General features: G+C 63.3%; 16 protein-coding genes. 12 read left to right on the forward strand and 4 right to left on the reverse strand.

The genetic code is table 11. The features are described from left to right. Positions 1–400 precede the first annotated feature (400 nt). On the reverse strand, positions 401–679 hold the full coding sequence (locus tag KF688_12010) for a phage integrase N-terminal SAM-like domain-containing protein (GenBank protein ID MBX3426396.1): 279 nt from the start codon (positions 677–679) through the stop codon (positions 401–403). A 149-nt stretch (positions 680–828) separates the two neighbouring features. Between KF688_12010 and KF688_12015 the strand changes: the two genes are divergently transcribed. The 11 genes from KF688_12015 (at position 829) to KF688_12065 (ending at position 8,976) form a co-directional block, all read left to right on the forward strand. Then, positions 829–1,131 (forward strand): hypothetical protein, encoded by a 303-nt coding sequence (locus KF688_12015; GenBank protein MBX3426397.1) that lies wholly within the window; start codon positions 829–831, stop codon positions 1,129–1,131. Positions 1,132–1,302: 171 nt separating this feature from the next. Beyond that, positions 1,303–1,731 carry a hypothetical protein gene (locus KF688_12020; GenBank protein ID MBX3426398.1) on the forward strand — a complete coding sequence of 143 codons (429 nt, stop codon included), beginning with the start codon at positions 1,303–1,305 and terminating at the stop codon, positions 1,729–1,731. Positions 1,732–1,940: 209 nt separating this feature from the next. Then, the gene (locus tag KF688_12025; GenBank protein MBX3426399.1) at positions 1,941–2,423 is read left to right on the forward strand and encodes a hypothetical protein; all 483 of its coding nucleotides are present in this window, start codon (positions 1,941–1,943) and stop codon (positions 2,421–2,423) included. Positions 2,424–3,065: 642 nt separating this feature from the next. Then, positions 3,066–3,641, forward strand: coding sequence for an SMI1/KNR4 family protein (locus tag KF688_12030; GenBank protein ID MBX3426400.1), 576 nt, complete (start codon positions 3,066–3,068; stop codon positions 3,639–3,641). A gap of 100 nt (positions 3,642–3,741) precedes the next feature. Continuing rightward, entirely contained in the window at positions 3,742–4,101 is a 360-nt protein-coding gene (locus KF688_12035) for a hypothetical protein (protein ID MBX3426401.1), read from the forward strand. Positions 4,102–4,204: 103 nt separating this feature from the next. Next, a complete protein-coding gene (locus KF688_12040; GenBank protein MBX3426402.1) occupies positions 4,205–4,867 on the forward strand; it encodes a dihydrofolate reductase in 663 nt (220 codons plus the stop codon). Between the two features lie 146 nt (positions 4,868–5,013). Further along, the gene (locus tag KF688_12045) at positions 5,014–6,048 is read left to right on the forward strand and encodes a DUF1254 domain-containing protein (GenBank protein MBX3426403.1); all 1,035 of its coding nucleotides are present in this window, start codon (positions 5,014–5,016) and stop codon (positions 6,046–6,048) included. Positions 6,049–6,189: 141 nt separating this feature from the next. Then, positions 6,190–6,408 (forward strand): KTSC domain-containing protein, encoded by a 219-nt coding sequence (locus KF688_12050; protein ID MBX3426404.1) that lies wholly within the window; start codon positions 6,190–6,192, stop codon positions 6,406–6,408. A gap of 769 nt (positions 6,409–7,177) precedes the next feature. Beyond that, positions 7,178–7,384 (forward strand): hypothetical protein, encoded by a 207-nt coding sequence (locus tag KF688_12055; protein MBX3426405.1) that lies wholly within the window; start codon positions 7,178–7,180, stop codon positions 7,382–7,384. 143 nt (positions 7,385–7,527) lie between these two features. Then, positions 7,528–8,259 carry a hypothetical protein gene (locus KF688_12060; GenBank protein MBX3426406.1) on the forward strand — a complete coding sequence of 244 codons (732 nt, stop codon included), beginning with the start codon at positions 7,528–7,530 and terminating at the stop codon, positions 8,257–8,259. Between the two features lie 147 nt (positions 8,260–8,406). Next, positions 8,407–8,976 (forward strand): hypothetical protein, encoded by a 570-nt coding sequence (locus KF688_12065; protein ID MBX3426407.1) that lies wholly within the window; start codon positions 8,407–8,409, stop codon positions 8,974–8,976. A 366-nt stretch (positions 8,977–9,342) separates the two neighbouring features. Here KF688_12065 and KF688_12070 read toward each other — a convergent pair whose 3' ends face one another. Continuing rightward, entirely contained in the window at positions 9,343–9,915 is a 573-nt protein-coding gene (locus tag KF688_12070) for a helix-turn-helix domain-containing protein (protein MBX3426408.1), read from the reverse strand. Between the two features lie 887 nt (positions 9,916–10,802). Here KF688_12070 and KF688_12075 point away from each other — a divergent pair. Then, positions 10,803–11,948 carry a sulfotransferase gene (locus KF688_12075; protein ID MBX3426409.1) on the forward strand — a complete coding sequence of 382 codons (1,146 nt, stop codon included), beginning with the start codon at positions 10,803–10,805 and terminating at the stop codon, positions 11,946–11,948. Between the two features lie 20 nt (positions 11,949–11,968). Here the strand turns inward: KF688_12075 and KF688_12080 are convergent, their stop codons facing one another. Both KF688_12080 and KF688_12085 read right to left on the reverse strand, forming a co-directional pair. Continuing rightward, positions 11,969–12,979, reverse strand: coding sequence for a hypothetical protein (locus KF688_12080; protein MBX3426410.1), 1,011 nt, complete (start codon positions 12,977–12,979; stop codon positions 11,969–11,971). Between the two features lie 54 nt (positions 12,980–13,033). Next, positions 13,034–13,690 carry a class I SAM-dependent methyltransferase gene (locus tag KF688_12085; protein ID MBX3426411.1) on the reverse strand — a complete coding sequence of 219 codons (657 nt, stop codon included), beginning with the start codon at positions 13,688–13,690 and terminating at the stop codon, positions 13,034–13,036. Positions 13,691–13,736 lie beyond the last annotated feature (46 nt).

Here is a 13,736-nt window from a genome sequence, read left to right on the forward strand (position 1 = left end):
TAGCAAAACTCGCGGGGGAGTTGCAAAACTCCCGGGCTCGCCGCTGTCGATGTCCTGTCGTCGCCCTTGTCGTCGCTGCGGGCCGCGCGGCCGCCCGGCCGGCGTCGATTCGCGGCAGGCACGCTTCGTTCTACGCGACGCGCTGGCCCATATTCAACAAGAAAGTTCGGACTTTTCCAAACTCGCCGGGCGGGCAGTGCTGGCGATGGCTCTCGGCAGTGATGGCGGTTTTACCCCATCGCTTGGCAACCGTGAGACAGGTTGCGGGGGCAACCGGGGGTGCGGTTGCGTCTCGCCCGAACTCGGCATGTTCTACGACGCAACGCCGACTTCGCCAAAAAAGATTGCGGGGGCGTCAGGTCGGCGATAGGATTTGCCATGGCCGGGTTTGTGCCGACGGCTAACGGCGAGCAAGTGGCGTCCATCCGGCGGGCCACAGCATAGCGCCCGCCTGTTTTGAAGCTTGTTCCTTCTCGCGTGCTACGCCGCCTATCTCCTCGGGATGTCGCTTCTCGTGTAAAAGGATGAACCGCCGCACCCAATGGACGTAGGCCTGTTCCGTCCGAGAGGAGTACTGCTTCGCGCGTCGCGTGAATCGCATCCGGTCGAGCAACCGGGGCGCCTCGGATGGCGTTTCGTTGCTTGTCGCAGGTTGCGGCAAGGGGTAGGTTGAGGCCATGAAAAGGCCCTCCGTATGCCGAACTAGGGATACGGTACATATGTATAGATGACCGCAGGCAGATCGTCAACCAGCTTACTGAAGGTCTACTTCAATATGCAGGGCTTACTGAAGAAGTTTCTGTCTAATAACAAGTTAGGCGTATCATCATGGAGCACCTTGCCCAGCTTGCATTTGAGCACATGATGCTCATTCAGTTTAGTGACGAGGGTGATATCGACCCGGATTATTCGCTCAAATTAGTGGAGGCCCTGGCAACCGTCCTTCCGACGTTTGCGCCTGAGGAGCAGGATGCCTTGGCAACCATTGCAAAGCGAGTGCGGGATCAGATCAATGCGCCACCGGACGAGTACGGATATCAGCCAGGCCTATTGACTTCCGTCGAGGAGCGCGAGTTCGTCGATGCAATTATCAGCAAAAAAGCATTTGAAGAAGGGTATTTCTACGCCTAACAAGGCGTTGCAGTTGACCCGCCGGCAACGCGGGAGGGAGGGCAAAGGGGACAGGTCCAGATTAACACAGCGGACAGTCGTCGGTGGCTTTTCGAACATTCCCCCGCCCGCACGGGCTGAGGAAGTGGAAGATGGAGTGGAGGAATTGGACCTGTCCCCTTTTCTTCCCCTGTGACGGACGAGTTGCTGAAGGAGCAGACGGACCTTCTCCATGGCGCTGACCTCTCCGGCGATGAACGACGCTGCGCCGAGAGTCACTGCCGAGAGCAGTTGAAATCGACGGTGCTCGTTGAAGCGATGGTTCGAGGCCGCGACAAGCAATTTGACGTTGGCGGCTTTACTCAGTCGCAGGATGGAGTGTCGCGCGAGAACTGGCAAGCAGCGTGGGCCGAGGCGTATCTTTCTCAGGACGGCGAACGTCTTCTGGCGGAGCGTTGGGGCGACCCGCCGAAAGTCGACGACTTTCGTGTCGCCTTCTTCCTTCATTCTTGGAATGCGGCAAAGCCACTCGTTACGAGTTACGGAGAAGCGGGGTGTCCGGCAGTCCAGAGAATGCCTGAACGCCTTCAAAAGCTCGTGCCGTATGAGCCGGTTGACTGACTGTGGACAAGCCAACGGCTGAAGCTGATCGGGCCCGACATCCTGATTTCCAAGCGTCAACGTCGTTGGCAGGGCAGACATAACAAGCCGCTGCCGCTGCCCCGCCGGCCCGACGGCCGGTTTGGCGATTCTTCCTTCTCGGCGGTATACTGACGCTCAACCCCGTCCGCTTGAGGGCGGGCAACAGAGTTCGATCGATTGACATAGTAATGTCCGCCACACAGCAGATTGTCGACCGTCTGCAAAGACTCTCCGATGAGTCGGGCTGCCGGTTAACGGCAGCGCCATCGGCGACTCAACAGTGGTTGCGTGAGGACTCCCGCCTCCCGCCGGAGCTTGTTGACATCCTCTCAGAGTCGTGGCCGAGCGAGGACGTATCCTTGGGCGGATATGAATTGTGGAGTCTTGACCATCGATCGGATTCCGAGAGGGCGAAGATCGCCTTCAAAGGAGGATACTTTTTGATTGGCAGTGCTGGGAATGGCGACCTACTGGTGGTGCAGCGCCATCCCGACGCGATCGAGGAGTGCGAGATCGGTTTGATTTCCCACGAGGAGATGTGGGATAAGGGGTCGGCTCTTGGGAGCGTCTACGTGCCGATTTGCCGAGGGTTTACGACCCTATTGGATGCGGCAGAGGCCGACCGACTGCCGCTCGATTTTTACGATGCTCGACAGAAGCACAACGCTTGACCAGAGCGCTGCAGCGAACCGCCGCTCGACCGGCGACGGCCCGGCCGGCTTGCCCGGCTTCTTCGGCTCAAAGGCCGCCGCGGCGCCCTCGAAGAACTGCTTCTGCCGCTGGCAGAACTGGGCGGGGTGATCTGCGCCTCGTCGCACAGGTTCGAGACCGGGACCTTATCGACCAAGTGCCGCTTCACAAGCGCCGCCTTCTGCGCGGCCGAAAAATGACGCCGCTCACGCCGCGGCGAGTCCGGAGAATCGATGCTCATGGGGAATTCCTCCTGAAGGCGCTATGCTAACGCCCGTCAAGCAGAATTCCACTTCCGACTGAGGCAGGACAAACGACCGTCACCGGTGATCCGGAGTCCTTTCTCAAGGCCGGTGCGGGTCGGCATGGCTTTGTGTTCTCGTCGCCTCAGGGTGCGGAGTGCTTTACGGGAACGTTAATCGGGTTCCAGGCCTTCAAACATGTTGCGCCTGCGAGCCAATTTCATACAATCGAGGGTCATCTCGAAGCGGTCTCATCGACGGCGATTCACTAAACGGGCGGCACCACAAGGCAATGCACCGGAGTTGGCGAACAGCCCGTTGTCACAGGGACAATCGCCCGCGCCAACCCAGTGATTGCAGGCGTTCTGCAGGAATGAATGCGTGCTCCAGATTGGCGCCCAAAATTGGCTTCGAACACTGAAGGCGATCACCGAACCGTTAGGTTCGGACTTCTGGTCGGCGTTCACTCCAGCTACTGAGTCGGCGTTGCGCAGTGCGGAGAGGCAGCTTGGTCGCACACTGGATGCTGAGTTCCGTGAATTCTACCGCACCGTCGGCTACGGCCGATTTCCAGATTACGGCGAGTTCTACGCGCCAGACGAATTGATTCACGGTGCTGGTCCCGCCATTTACTTCATCACTGGCAGCTTGTCGCCGAGCGATGAATGGGCCACCGAACAGGAACACACGAAACTGTGGTTGACGCGCGGCCGTGCGAATCCCGCCCCGGAACGGTTTACCGACGAGATTCTGACGCTTGCTGGCGTCAAGTTATACGATCTGCTGCAGTTTGGATCGAACGGCTGTTGCTGTTACCATCAATTGTACGTTGGTCCCGACCCAGCACCGCTTCGCTACTGTTTGTTGACGGATTCACAGAATATGGAAGATCGGTCGGCGACGTTCTCAGAGGGCTTGTGGAGAATCCTTCAGTTCCGAATGCAGGATGCGAACTGAGCCTCGCGAACCATTGCATGCATGGGAGCGGCGGTGGCCAGCGGATTGTGAAATCAATGTCAACTCCCGCTGCCTCGTGATGCGGGTCGTTCGGCCACTTATGATAACTCGTTACGAACCTCTGCGCGATCCCTTCTCGACGGCCGATGCCGAGTACCCCCTCGTCACCTCGGAACGCGGTTGTTTGCGGGTTATGTTTCGTGATTGGCAAGAGAAGATCGTCACGCTTCTTTTTCATGACGTGGCAGCGTTTTCTTGGGATGATGGCGAGGCGGCCATCGATGCGAACCACCGCGATGATTGTTCCTACATAGTTCACGGCTCCCCGTGGCTGGCAAGACACAACGAGGTAGGAACATTGATGTCGTCTGAGGAAACGCGGCATTATAAGCTATGCTTTAATGCCTCGGGTGTGTTGCAGGTGCTGGCGTCTCGCCTTGAGATTCTGGCCGAACCATAAGGTGCGCCTGACTGCGTCGGTATCACGTGAATCGAGGTTCAAAGTCCCACAACCGTCGCAGCAGGTGAACTGGTGCGTTCAGCGTCTAAGCCGAGGCACAAAGATGACGCGAGTGCGCGTTGAGAGTTTCACCATCTCGCTTGACGGATACGGAGCAGGTCCGGACCAAAGCGTCGACAATCCGCTGGGCGCGGGCGGAGCCGATTTGCATCAGTGGCTGTTTCCGACCCGCACGCTGCAGCGCACCTTGTTCGGCAAGGAGGGGGGCGCGACCGGGGTGGACGAGGACTTTGCCGCGCGCGGCTTTCGGAACGTCGGGGCTTGGATCCTTGGGAGAAACATGTTCGGCCCCGTTCGCGGTCCCTGGCCGGACATGACCTGGAAAGGCTGGTGGGGGGACAACCCCCCCTATCACGTTCCCGTCTTCGTCTTGACCCACCATGCGCGCCCCCCCGTCGCGATGGAAGGCGACACGACGTTCCACTTCGTCACGGGTGGCGTTCGCGAGGCTCTGGACCGAGCCCGCGAGGCGGCCGGCGGACGGGATGTGCGGATTGGCGGCGGGGCGAATACGATTCGGCAGTATCTTCGCGAGGGTCTGATCGACGAACTGCATGTCGCGATCGCGCCGGTCGTGCTCGGTGCGGGAGAACGGCTGTTCGAAAGCGTTGACCTGCGGGCTGCCGGGTATGAGTGCGTCGAGTTCACGGCGTCGGAGAAAGCCGCCCATGTCGTTCTTCGACGCCAGGGGCGGACGGGCGCCTGACAACCGATTGCAGCGGACGGTCCGCTGCGCGGGGAGCGCGGCGGGCGGAGCCCAGGCAGGCCGAACCAGACGCTGCCGAGCTTGAACGTTCGGCGAGGAGAGCCGGCGGATTGTTCCGAACATTGAGCATAGGGAAAGGCGAAGCGATGCGAGCGATAACAACTCTGATTGCGACGGCGGTTCTGGTCTCGGCGGCTGGGCTGGCGTCGGCGTTTGCGTACGATGCGACATCCGTGCGGGTGACGGTCGACAACTTTCGCCGCGCCGAATCCGACACGTACTTCGCCCGGTTTGTGAAGGAGGGCGGCTTCGGGAAGTTCAAACACGAGCGCGAGCTGGCGTCGATCGACAACCAGACGGTGATCCGGCTGAACCGGGACACTTTGTACTCGTTCGGGGTGTTCGATCTCGTCGCCGCGCCGGTCACAGTCACGCTTCCGGACGCCGGCCAGCGGTACATGGCGGTGCAGGTGATCGACGAGGATCAGTACGCGCTCGACGTGTTCTATGCTCCGGGAACACATACGCTCACCAAAGAGAAGGTCGGCACGCGGTACGTTTGCCTGGCGATCCGGACGTTTGTAAACCCCAACGACGCGGCGGACGTGACGGCGGTGCATGCGCTGCAGGACGCGATCAAGGTCGAGCAGAAGGCGGCGGGCAAGTTCGAGGCGCCCGACTGGGACCAAGCGTCGCAGAAGAAGGTCCGCGAGGCGCTCTTGGCCCTGGCGGCCGCCAACGGCGGAATCGATTCGGCGCGGATGTTCGGGCGGAAGGGCGAAGTCGATCCGGTCCAGCACCTGATCGGCACAGCCGCCGGCTGGGGCGGCAACCCCGCGTACGCCGCCCTCTACGCGGGCGCCGAGCCGAAGCAGAACGACGGCAAGACGGCGTACTGGCTGACGGTCAAGGACGTGCCGGTGGACGGGTTCTGGTCAGTCAGCGTGTACAACAAGGACGGCTACTTCCAGAAGAACGCGCGGAACGCCTACACCGTGAATAACGTCACCGCCCGGCCGAACGCGGACGGTTCGGTGACGATCCAGTTTGGCGGCGACGAGAGCGCGCCGAACTGCCTGCCCATTATGCCCGGCTGGAACTACACGGTACGGTTGTATCGCCCGCGGAAGGAGCTCCTCGACGGCGCCTGGAAGTTCCCGGAGGCCCAGGCGGTGAAGTGACGCGTCAGCGCGCAACGCCGAACCAGGCGCTGCAGCGGACCCGGCCCGCATGCAGGCTGGCGGAGATTCATCGCTCACCAAGCGGGCCGGGCAGGTGAGCTTTGGGTTTCGGCGGTGGCGACATTCACGCGGAGCGCGATCATGAAGCTGGTTCCAGTCGAGTCGAGCATGTTGCTGGCCGTGGGTTACGATTCGGCGACCAAGGAACTGGAGGCGGTGTTTTCCAGCGGCGCCGTGTGGCGTTATCGCGATGTCCCGAGCAAGGTCTATCGCGAGTTGTTGGCTGCTGATTCGAAGGGCGGCTACATGCAGTCGTATGTCCTGGGCGTTTACTCGGAATATCGCTTGCGGCGGCGGTAGACGCCGCCTCACAAGGCGCTGCGGTTGACCCGCAACCCAACGGCCGGTTTGGCGTTGCTGCTCCGCAGCGGCTATACTTCGCATCATCCGCTCGCTTGAGGGCGGGCAACTATGCCTTGTCGTTAAGCGGCGGGTAAGCCGATGGTCGCGTTGAGCGTAGTGGCGGCTTCGACTGCGATGAGCCCGTTAGGCATTGCCTACTGGGCGTCGCCGATTGCCGTCCTCGTCGGTCTTCCTTTGTACCTTGGTCGGACCAGGCGAGCGCGGCTGCAATTCATGGTCGGGGCCGGCTTGGGCGCCGCACTCGCGTTCGGGTCCGTCGCCGCTTGGTTTCAGACTCAGACCGGCGACTTTGTCCAGGCACTGTCACCCCTCCGAACTTGGTTGACCACGGTTGCGGGAGGGCTCCTTGGCATTGCGTTCGCGGCCGGCGCCCGCGGCGTTATGAGCCGCCTCGCAAGGCGTTGCGGTTGATCCGCAGCTCAATGGCCGGTTTGGCGTTTTTCCTCTGCGGCGGTTATACTTCGCAACATTTGCTCGCTTGAGAGCGGGCAACTGAGCTTGGTCGTTCCCTACTAGCATGGAGCAAGACATCCCAACCATGGACAACGTCGCGCGTCGAGTCGTGTGCAGCGCGGCGACCGGAGCCTGCTCTGCGTTCGTTGGTTTGGCGGGCGTGCTCGTGGGCGGCGTCGTCGCATGGACAGTTGTTCGAGGGGCGCCCGGGGTTGTCCTTGCCATGATACTGGGAGGGATCGCTGCAGTCGCAATGAGACGCCTCATGTCGTGGCCGGCGTCAACCATTGCGGGAGCGGTCGGCGCGATGGTCGCCGCATACGTGGCGATCGCCAATGCCGAAGTTGTTGAGCCGGGGAGCTGGGACTGGGCTCTCACAGGCGGTCAGCGCGGCGGCATGATCGGCATTCCGCTGGGCGCAGTGCTCGGACCGCTGGGATTGACGAAGAGAATCTCGTGAACGGATCATTCTTGATGGACCCGCTGAACAAAGACGTGCCCGCGGAGCGCTCGATGGCACGGCTTGGCGACGGTTGCCTGTGTGCTTGTGCCCGGTGACGGCGGTCGTTCGGCATCACCTTGCGAGCAGGACGGAATTCGTCAATGAGCCATACCCTCTCGAACGGCGCGCGAACGGCCTGCTTGATTTTTGGTGTGGTCGAGGCGCTCGGGGCCGGGCTTTGGCTCCTCGCCGGGGCGGGGGTCTACGGATCGCCGCTCGCCGGCATGGACGGGCCGGAACTGGCTCGAATCGGGGCGTTCCTCCTCGCCGGACCGCTTTCTGCGCTTCTCGCCGCGATCGTCGTCTTGCGGCGGCCGCGGTGGGGGGCGGCTTGGCTGGTCGCCGGGGGCTTTGCATCGGGCGCCCTGGCCGTCCCCTTCCTGAGGACAGACGCCCACATCCTCCCCCTTGCGCTTGTCTCGCTGCCGATGCTCGTCGTCGGATTGTGGCTCATCAAGGCGTCCGCCGACGCCACAGGCAGCGGGGCAGGTTCCGAGCATCCTGTCGAACCGGGGCGTCAGCAGGACTCTCGCAGCGGGATCGGCTCGGTGCTGCTGGGGGTGCTGCTCTTTCTCATCGCAGCCGTCGGGACTTACGCTTTGACAATCGCACTTGCGATCAACAATGTCACAGGACTGCGGGGGGCGATTCGACCGGACAATCCGCTGATTCGCGAGAATCAGGATCTGGCCGACGGGATCGTCGTCGTGCTCGTGGCGACTGCGGTCGTTGGGATCACCATGCTGCGAAAGCGTTTGCGCCTGCGTTGGGAGGCCGTCGCAGGCACGTGGGCGGCGGTGCTATTGGGCGGCCTGATCCTCCTGCTTCGTTGACGGCGAAGTCCGAAGCAAGCGATGCCCCAGAGCCGTGCCATCGAACGTTGCGGCAAGGGACAATCGCTCGTCGCGGCTGGGTGATTGCCGGCGTTCGGTCGGTCACGGAAACGCGAACCTACAAATCGCCTCGGCTGATTTGCGACCATGAAAGTCAAGCGTGACGATGCCTGGGGCATGTTGGAGGTGCAGAAGGGCGAGGGCTGTCTGGGCGCGGCGGGGGCGTGGTTTGCAATTGTGGGCGCCGCAGCCGGTTGCATGTTGATCCTGGGATGGCGAGCCGGCGATTTCTCGACGGAGATCTTGCTGGGCGGCGGGATCCTCGTCGGCGCCTTCGTCCTCTGCGGTCTGGGGCTGGCCACATATCGCGAGCGGTTCCGCTTCGACGCCGCCAGCGCGTCTCTGACGCAGACGAGGCAGGTGCTGTTCGTGTCGTATTGGCGGCGGCGGCGGTCGAGCCGCGATTTCAAGGCCGTCGATCTGTCCTGGTACAGTCGTGCAAGCTCTAAGACGGGCGAGTCCTTTTGGATTCAGGTCGTCCGACTGTTGCCGGGCGACAGCGCGGCGCCCGCTGAACCGCTCGAACTGGGGTCCGGCAGACCGGGGGAGAGGATGCAATCGCTCGCGCGGGAGATCGCGGAGTTCTGCAAACTGCCGCTGCATGAGTCGCCAAAGGAAGCGAACTGGCAGAGCGACAAGGGATCTCGGACCGGCTAAGCCGGCTGAGAACGTGAACGGGGATCCCTTTCAATCGGTCGAAGTTATCGCTCAACCTGACTCGCCGCATTCTTGCCTGGAGCGAGCCTAAGCGCACAAAAAAAGCCCCGCTGCCGGGGCAGCGGGGCTTTCTTGTTAACGCGAGGGAGCGCGGCGTCTCGGGAAGCGACGGTCGCGACGGCGATCAAATCGTTCGATCGTCCCTGCTCTGGCAAATCCGACACGGGCTGGCGAGGCCCGTCGGGGAGTTGGCTTCGCCGACCGCCGCGCCGAGGGAGCCGACGCCGGCAGCCGGGTGGGTTGACTCGTTCTCGACCCGTGGCGACGACGCAGCCCGCAGTTCGCCGGGGCTGCGATCGTCGAGTCTTAGACCAGCTCCTTGCGGGCGCCGATCAGCGTGCGAAGACGTTCGGCCAGCAGCGCGGCGTCGAACGGCTTCTTGAACGTTTCGTTGATGCTCGAGCGATCGAAGCTCGCGGCGCCGCCGTCGTCCGGCAGCAGGGCGATCAGGATCGTTTCGGCGAAGTCGGGGGAGCGTCGCAGATTTTGGCAAATCTGGACCGCCTCGAGTTGGCCGATCGAGAAATCGACGATGATGCAGTCGGGGTGGAAGCTTTCGGCTTGGATGCCGGCTTCAAAGCCGCTGGCCGCCGTCGAGGTGCGGAACGACTTGTCGGCGGGGAGTTCGCGCTTCAGGTTCTCGATGAGAACCTGATCTTGGGCCACGATCAGCACTTTGGCCATCGCCTCGTCCTCAAGATCGCCCAGCGGCATGCCGTGCTCTTTGAGGAAGCGGATCAGGTACTCGCGGGGGATGCGGCGATCCTGGGAACCAGGAATGCGATACCCCTTGAGTCGACCGGAGTCGAACCACTTGCTGACCGTGCGCGGGGCCACTTTACAGATCTTGGCGACCTGACCAGTTGTAAAGACCTTCATCACGGGTACTCCAAAAAATGCTCGCGTTAACGCTCACAGGGCTTCGGAATTGCCAATCCGAAGCCACGGGGCCCGCGGGTACGGTTGCGGCGTGCGATCCTGGCGTCGAGATTCCCTTCCGCCGGGATTGGGTCGAGGCACGCTTGCAAACGTCTGGGTCGGGGCCTTGGTAATCCTTTGCTCGGGGGCAGGTTCAGGTCCTTCTGATCCGGTCCGTGCTTATCTCCCTCTTCGGCAATGCTGGCGCCCGGAGATTGGCGAAAGTCGTTAAATTGGAGAGCTTTGGGTTGAGACTCTCCAACCGCTACGACCGTCCTCGTCCAAGCGCAGCACCGTCTTTGTCGGCGATGCCAGACCATGCTGGCGCGGAGAGAGCATGCGATCGCGATCCGCCGAACGCTCCGCTGCGGCGGACCGTCGGCGCAAGGCGCACCTTGCGGCGCACGTGCGATTATCAGGCAGGCTCCCCCCTTGGCTGGACTGCCGGCGCCGGCGGCCGTGGCTTCCTCCGTGGCCGGAGGAACAGGCTGCCGAGGCAATCCATCCGAACTGTTATTTCGATTCGCGAGGGGGGTCGACTTTAGAAACTTTCAACCATCGCGAAACCTGGCAGGGTTGTACGGGTCGTTCGCAACGTGCCGTGAAGCCGGAACGCATCGGTTTGAAGGCCTGTGCCCTTTGTCGGGGCGCGCAGGGGCCCGGGCCGCGGTTTGAGGACGCGGACGCGGCTTGCCGAGACTGTCTGGGGGCGGCAGGCGCGAAAAAAGGCTCGCCTCCCGAGCGGTCCAAGCCTTGCGTTGGCGGCGCTGGCCTGCATCTTGGTAGGGGAGCGACCGCGCCGGTCTTCCGCTCCCTGCCCTTGCCCGCGCCGTCCCCCGTATCGTCCTATGCCCAATCATATGCCGTACACGACCGAAGGGCTGCCGTTTTTCGGCACGGCGCCCCGCGTGTGGCATGGGATGACGCTGCCGGTGTGGCTGGGGCTGCTGGCGCGAGGGGGCTTTCGGGTTTCCCCCGGGCGGATCCCGATGTGCCTGTCGATCACCGCGGCGAGCGTCGTCAACTCGGCGCTGGCCGCGTGGGAGCAATTGGTCAACGGTCGTCGCGTCGCTGCGGCCGAGGTGGCGCCCCCGCTGTTGATCGTGGGCCACTGGCGCACCGGGACGACCCTGCTGCACGAATTGATTGTCCGCGATCCGCAGTTTTCGTTTCCGACGACGCTGCAGACGATGGCGCCCCATCACTTCCTGTCGTCGCAGTGGCTGGTGCGGCCGGTGATGCAGTTGACGATGCCGAAGCGCCGTCCCATGGACGCGATGGCGATGGGCCCCGACCTGCCGCAGGAGGACGAGTTCGCTGTCTGCAACCTGGGGCTCGATTCCTGCTATCTCCACTGGGCGTGGCCGAACCAGCGTCGGTTCGAGGAGTATCTCGATTTCGCGGCGTCGACCCCCGCGCATCGCGGCGCTTGGAAACGCAAATTCATGCGGTTTCTGCAGCGGCTGGCCGTCGGGGACTCGCGGCGGATCGTGCTCAAGAGTCCCACGCACACCGCTCGGCTGGGGCTCTTTCACGAGATGTTCCCTGCGGCCCACTACGTCCACTTGGTGCGCGACCCGCGGGACGTCATCCCGTCGATGATCCGCACCTTCCAGCGGCTCCATTACATGCAGGGGCTGCAAGAGCCGCGGTTCGACGAGTTGGAAGACGCCATGTTTTGGCTCTTCACGCGGATGCACGAGCTCGAACAGCGGGACCGGGCGTTGATTCCCGCGGGGCAGTACGTCGACCTGCGGTACGAGGATCTGGTCGCCGACCCGCTGGCGGCGGTCGCCGGGATCTACGAGCACCTGGGCCTGGACGGGTTCGACCGGCTCCGGCCGGAGTTGGTCGCGTACTTCGAGTCGGCCAAGGGCTATCGCCCCAACCGCCACCAGTTGCCCCCGGCGTTGGCTGAGCGGATCGACCGGGAGTGCGGCGATTACGCCGAGCGGTTCGGGTACGCCGCTGCGCGAGCCGAAGTTGCCGGGTGACTGCGGCGCGCACGGCGAGCCTACGCCGCGCGACGCTTGCCCCCCGTCGGGCGCAGTCCCTTGGCCGCCGCCAAGGCGCGGCGATACCCCAACCGGACGCGGGCGCTCGCCTTGGTCAGCCCGAAGCGAACCGACTCGGCGGCGGACAGCTCGTAGCAGCTCGCCGCGTCGGCGTGCCGCGAGATCCGTTGGTAGCGGTGCAGAATCTCGGGGGCGATCGCTTCCAGGTCGCGCCGCTGGTAGCAAAACGCAAAGTGCCCGAACAACGCCTCGGGCACAATCGCGTTGGGGCGGTTGAGCCGGCGCGGGACCTCTTCGGTCAGAAACGGTTCCTCGTCGACGCCGGTGCGGCCGCTCTCGGGGAGCGACGCCATGTCGGCCCCGAACCAACAGATCGCGTTGATCGAGAACCGGCGCAGGCCGTCGAATTCCATGGGGAGCTCGCGCCACCGATCGAGTTTGCCCGCGGTGGCGTCCTTGAGGAACCGGCGATGGAGCTTTGCGGCGAACGCGGAGCTCCGCCAGCCGATCGGGCAGAGGCAATCCTCGGCGACGAGGCCCCATTTCGTCGGCACGAGCCCGGCCTGCTGATGCAGGTGCGTGCAGATCGCGTTGTTGACGATGTTGCCGAGCATGAGAAACGGCTCGCGGCGGGCGAGGCGCGCCCCGCGCATCGCGGCGATCGCTCCCTCGGCGACGAAGCAGACGTCGTCGTCGAGCCGCAGGTAGATCGTCCGCGGATCGGTCGCTTGCCGCATAAAACGCCAAATCGAGTACCCGATCTCCTCGGCGCCATGCATCGGCTGCGTCACGACCCGGAAGAAGTCGGGATACTGGTCGACCAATCGCAGCAGGAACGCCACGTCCTCGGGTTCGCGGGTGTTGACCCACCACTGGTGTTCGTCAATCACGTGCCGATTGCGCAGGAGATAGTTCGCCAGGATTTCCATGTACCGCCGCCGACCAGCGGGGGTGACGGTGACAAACCGGCAGTCGCCGGTGCGAGCAGACGTTGCGGGAGTCGCGTCCATGGGCGGAAGTCGGCAGATTGTGTGTGCGGGAAATGGCGACCGGAACAAGCCCGGCTACGCGGCCGCGGCCGGAGTCGCCGCGGCGGATGAGTCGGCGATCCACACCGAGCCGACGACGCGAAACGCTTCGGGGAAGCACTCGTCGACCGCCTGCACGACCCCCGGGTGGAGATCCTGGTAATCGTGCCCGGCGATCACCGGCACGCCGATGCTTTGCGCCCAGCGGATGTCGGCCAAGGTCGCCCGGTACGAGTGGTCGGCGTCGATGAACACCATGCTGGGCGTCGGTCCTTGGTAGCCCGCGTAGAACTCTTCCGCGGTTCCCTCGAACAGTTGCGTCTGGCAATGGTCGAGACAGTATCGCAAGGTGCGTTGGGCGATGACTCGTTGATCGGCCGCGGGGAGACAGAACGGGTTCCAGCAGAAGTTGTCGACCGCGATCAGCGCTTGCTCAGGCCGCTTAAGACTTGCCAGCAACTGCGTCGTCCAGCCGAACAGGGCGCCGATCTCGACAATCGGCCCGGCGAACGCGCCGGCCCGCTCGACGGCCAGACGCAGCCCCGCTTCGTCGGTTTCCGAGATTCCGCCCCAGACGGTCACGCTGCGGTGTTCGAGGAAGAAGAGGTGCGAATCGACGAGCTTCTTCAACTCGCGACGATGTCGCACGAGCGCCCGGGTGTAGCGAATGCGGCGTTTCCAAGTGCGAAACATGGCGGGGCCCCGGCGACGATACGGGAAAGCAAACGGCGGGGGTGGA

This window comes from Pirellulales bacterium (assembly GCA_019636345.1).
In the GTDB taxonomy this organism is placed as follows: domain Bacteria; phylum Planctomycetota; class Planctomycetia; order Pirellulales; family Lacipirellulaceae.

Excerpts from the sequence above, each read along its gene's own strand:
- KF688_12010 (MBX3426396.1), bottom strand. The coding sequence starts at position 679 with ATGGCCTCAACCTACCCCTTGCCGCAACCTGCGACAAGCAACGAAACG.
- KF688_12015 (MBX3426397.1), top strand. The coding sequence starts at position 829 with ATGGAGCACCTTGCCCAGCTTGCATTTGAGCACATGATGCTCATTCAG.
- KF688_12025 (MBX3426399.1), top strand. The coding sequence starts at position 1,941 with ATGTCCGCCACACAGCAGATTGTCGACCGTCTGCAAAGACTCTCCGAT.
- KF688_12035 (MBX3426401.1), top strand. The coding sequence starts at position 3,742 with ATGATAACTCGTTACGAACCTCTGCGCGATCCCTTCTCGACGGCCGAT.
- KF688_12040 (MBX3426402.1), top strand. The coding sequence starts at position 4,205 with ATGACGCGAGTGCGCGTTGAGAGTTTCACCATCTCGCTTGACGGATAC.
- KF688_12045 (MBX3426403.1), top strand. The coding sequence starts at position 5,014 with ATGCGAGCGATAACAACTCTGATTGCGACGGCGGTTCTGGTCTCGGCG.
- KF688_12050 (MBX3426404.1), top strand. The coding sequence starts at position 6,190 with ATGAAGCTGGTTCCAGTCGAGTCGAGCATGTTGCTGGCCGTGGGTTAC.
- KF688_12055 (MBX3426405.1), top strand. The coding sequence starts at position 7,178 with ATGAGACGCCTCATGTCGTGGCCGGCGTCAACCATTGCGGGAGCGGTC.
- KF688_12060 (MBX3426406.1), top strand. The coding sequence starts at position 7,528 with ATGAGCCATACCCTCTCGAACGGCGCGCGAACGGCCTGCTTGATTTTT.
- KF688_12065 (MBX3426407.1), top strand. The coding sequence starts at position 8,407 with ATGAAAGTCAAGCGTGACGATGCCTGGGGCATGTTGGAGGTGCAGAAG.
- KF688_12070 (MBX3426408.1), bottom strand. The coding sequence starts at position 9,915 with ATGAAGGTCTTTACAACTGGTCAGGTCGCCAAGATCTGTAAAGTGGCC.
- KF688_12075 (MBX3426409.1), top strand. The coding sequence starts at position 10,803 with ATGCCCAATCATATGCCGTACACGACCGAAGGGCTGCCGTTTTTCGGC.
- KF688_12080 (MBX3426410.1), bottom strand. The coding sequence starts at position 12,979 with ATGGACGCGACTCCCGCAACGTCTGCTCGCACCGGCGACTGCCGGTTT.
- KF688_12085 (MBX3426411.1), bottom strand. The coding sequence starts at position 13,690 with ATGTTTCGCACTTGGAAACGCCGCATTCGCTACACCCGGGCGCTCGTG.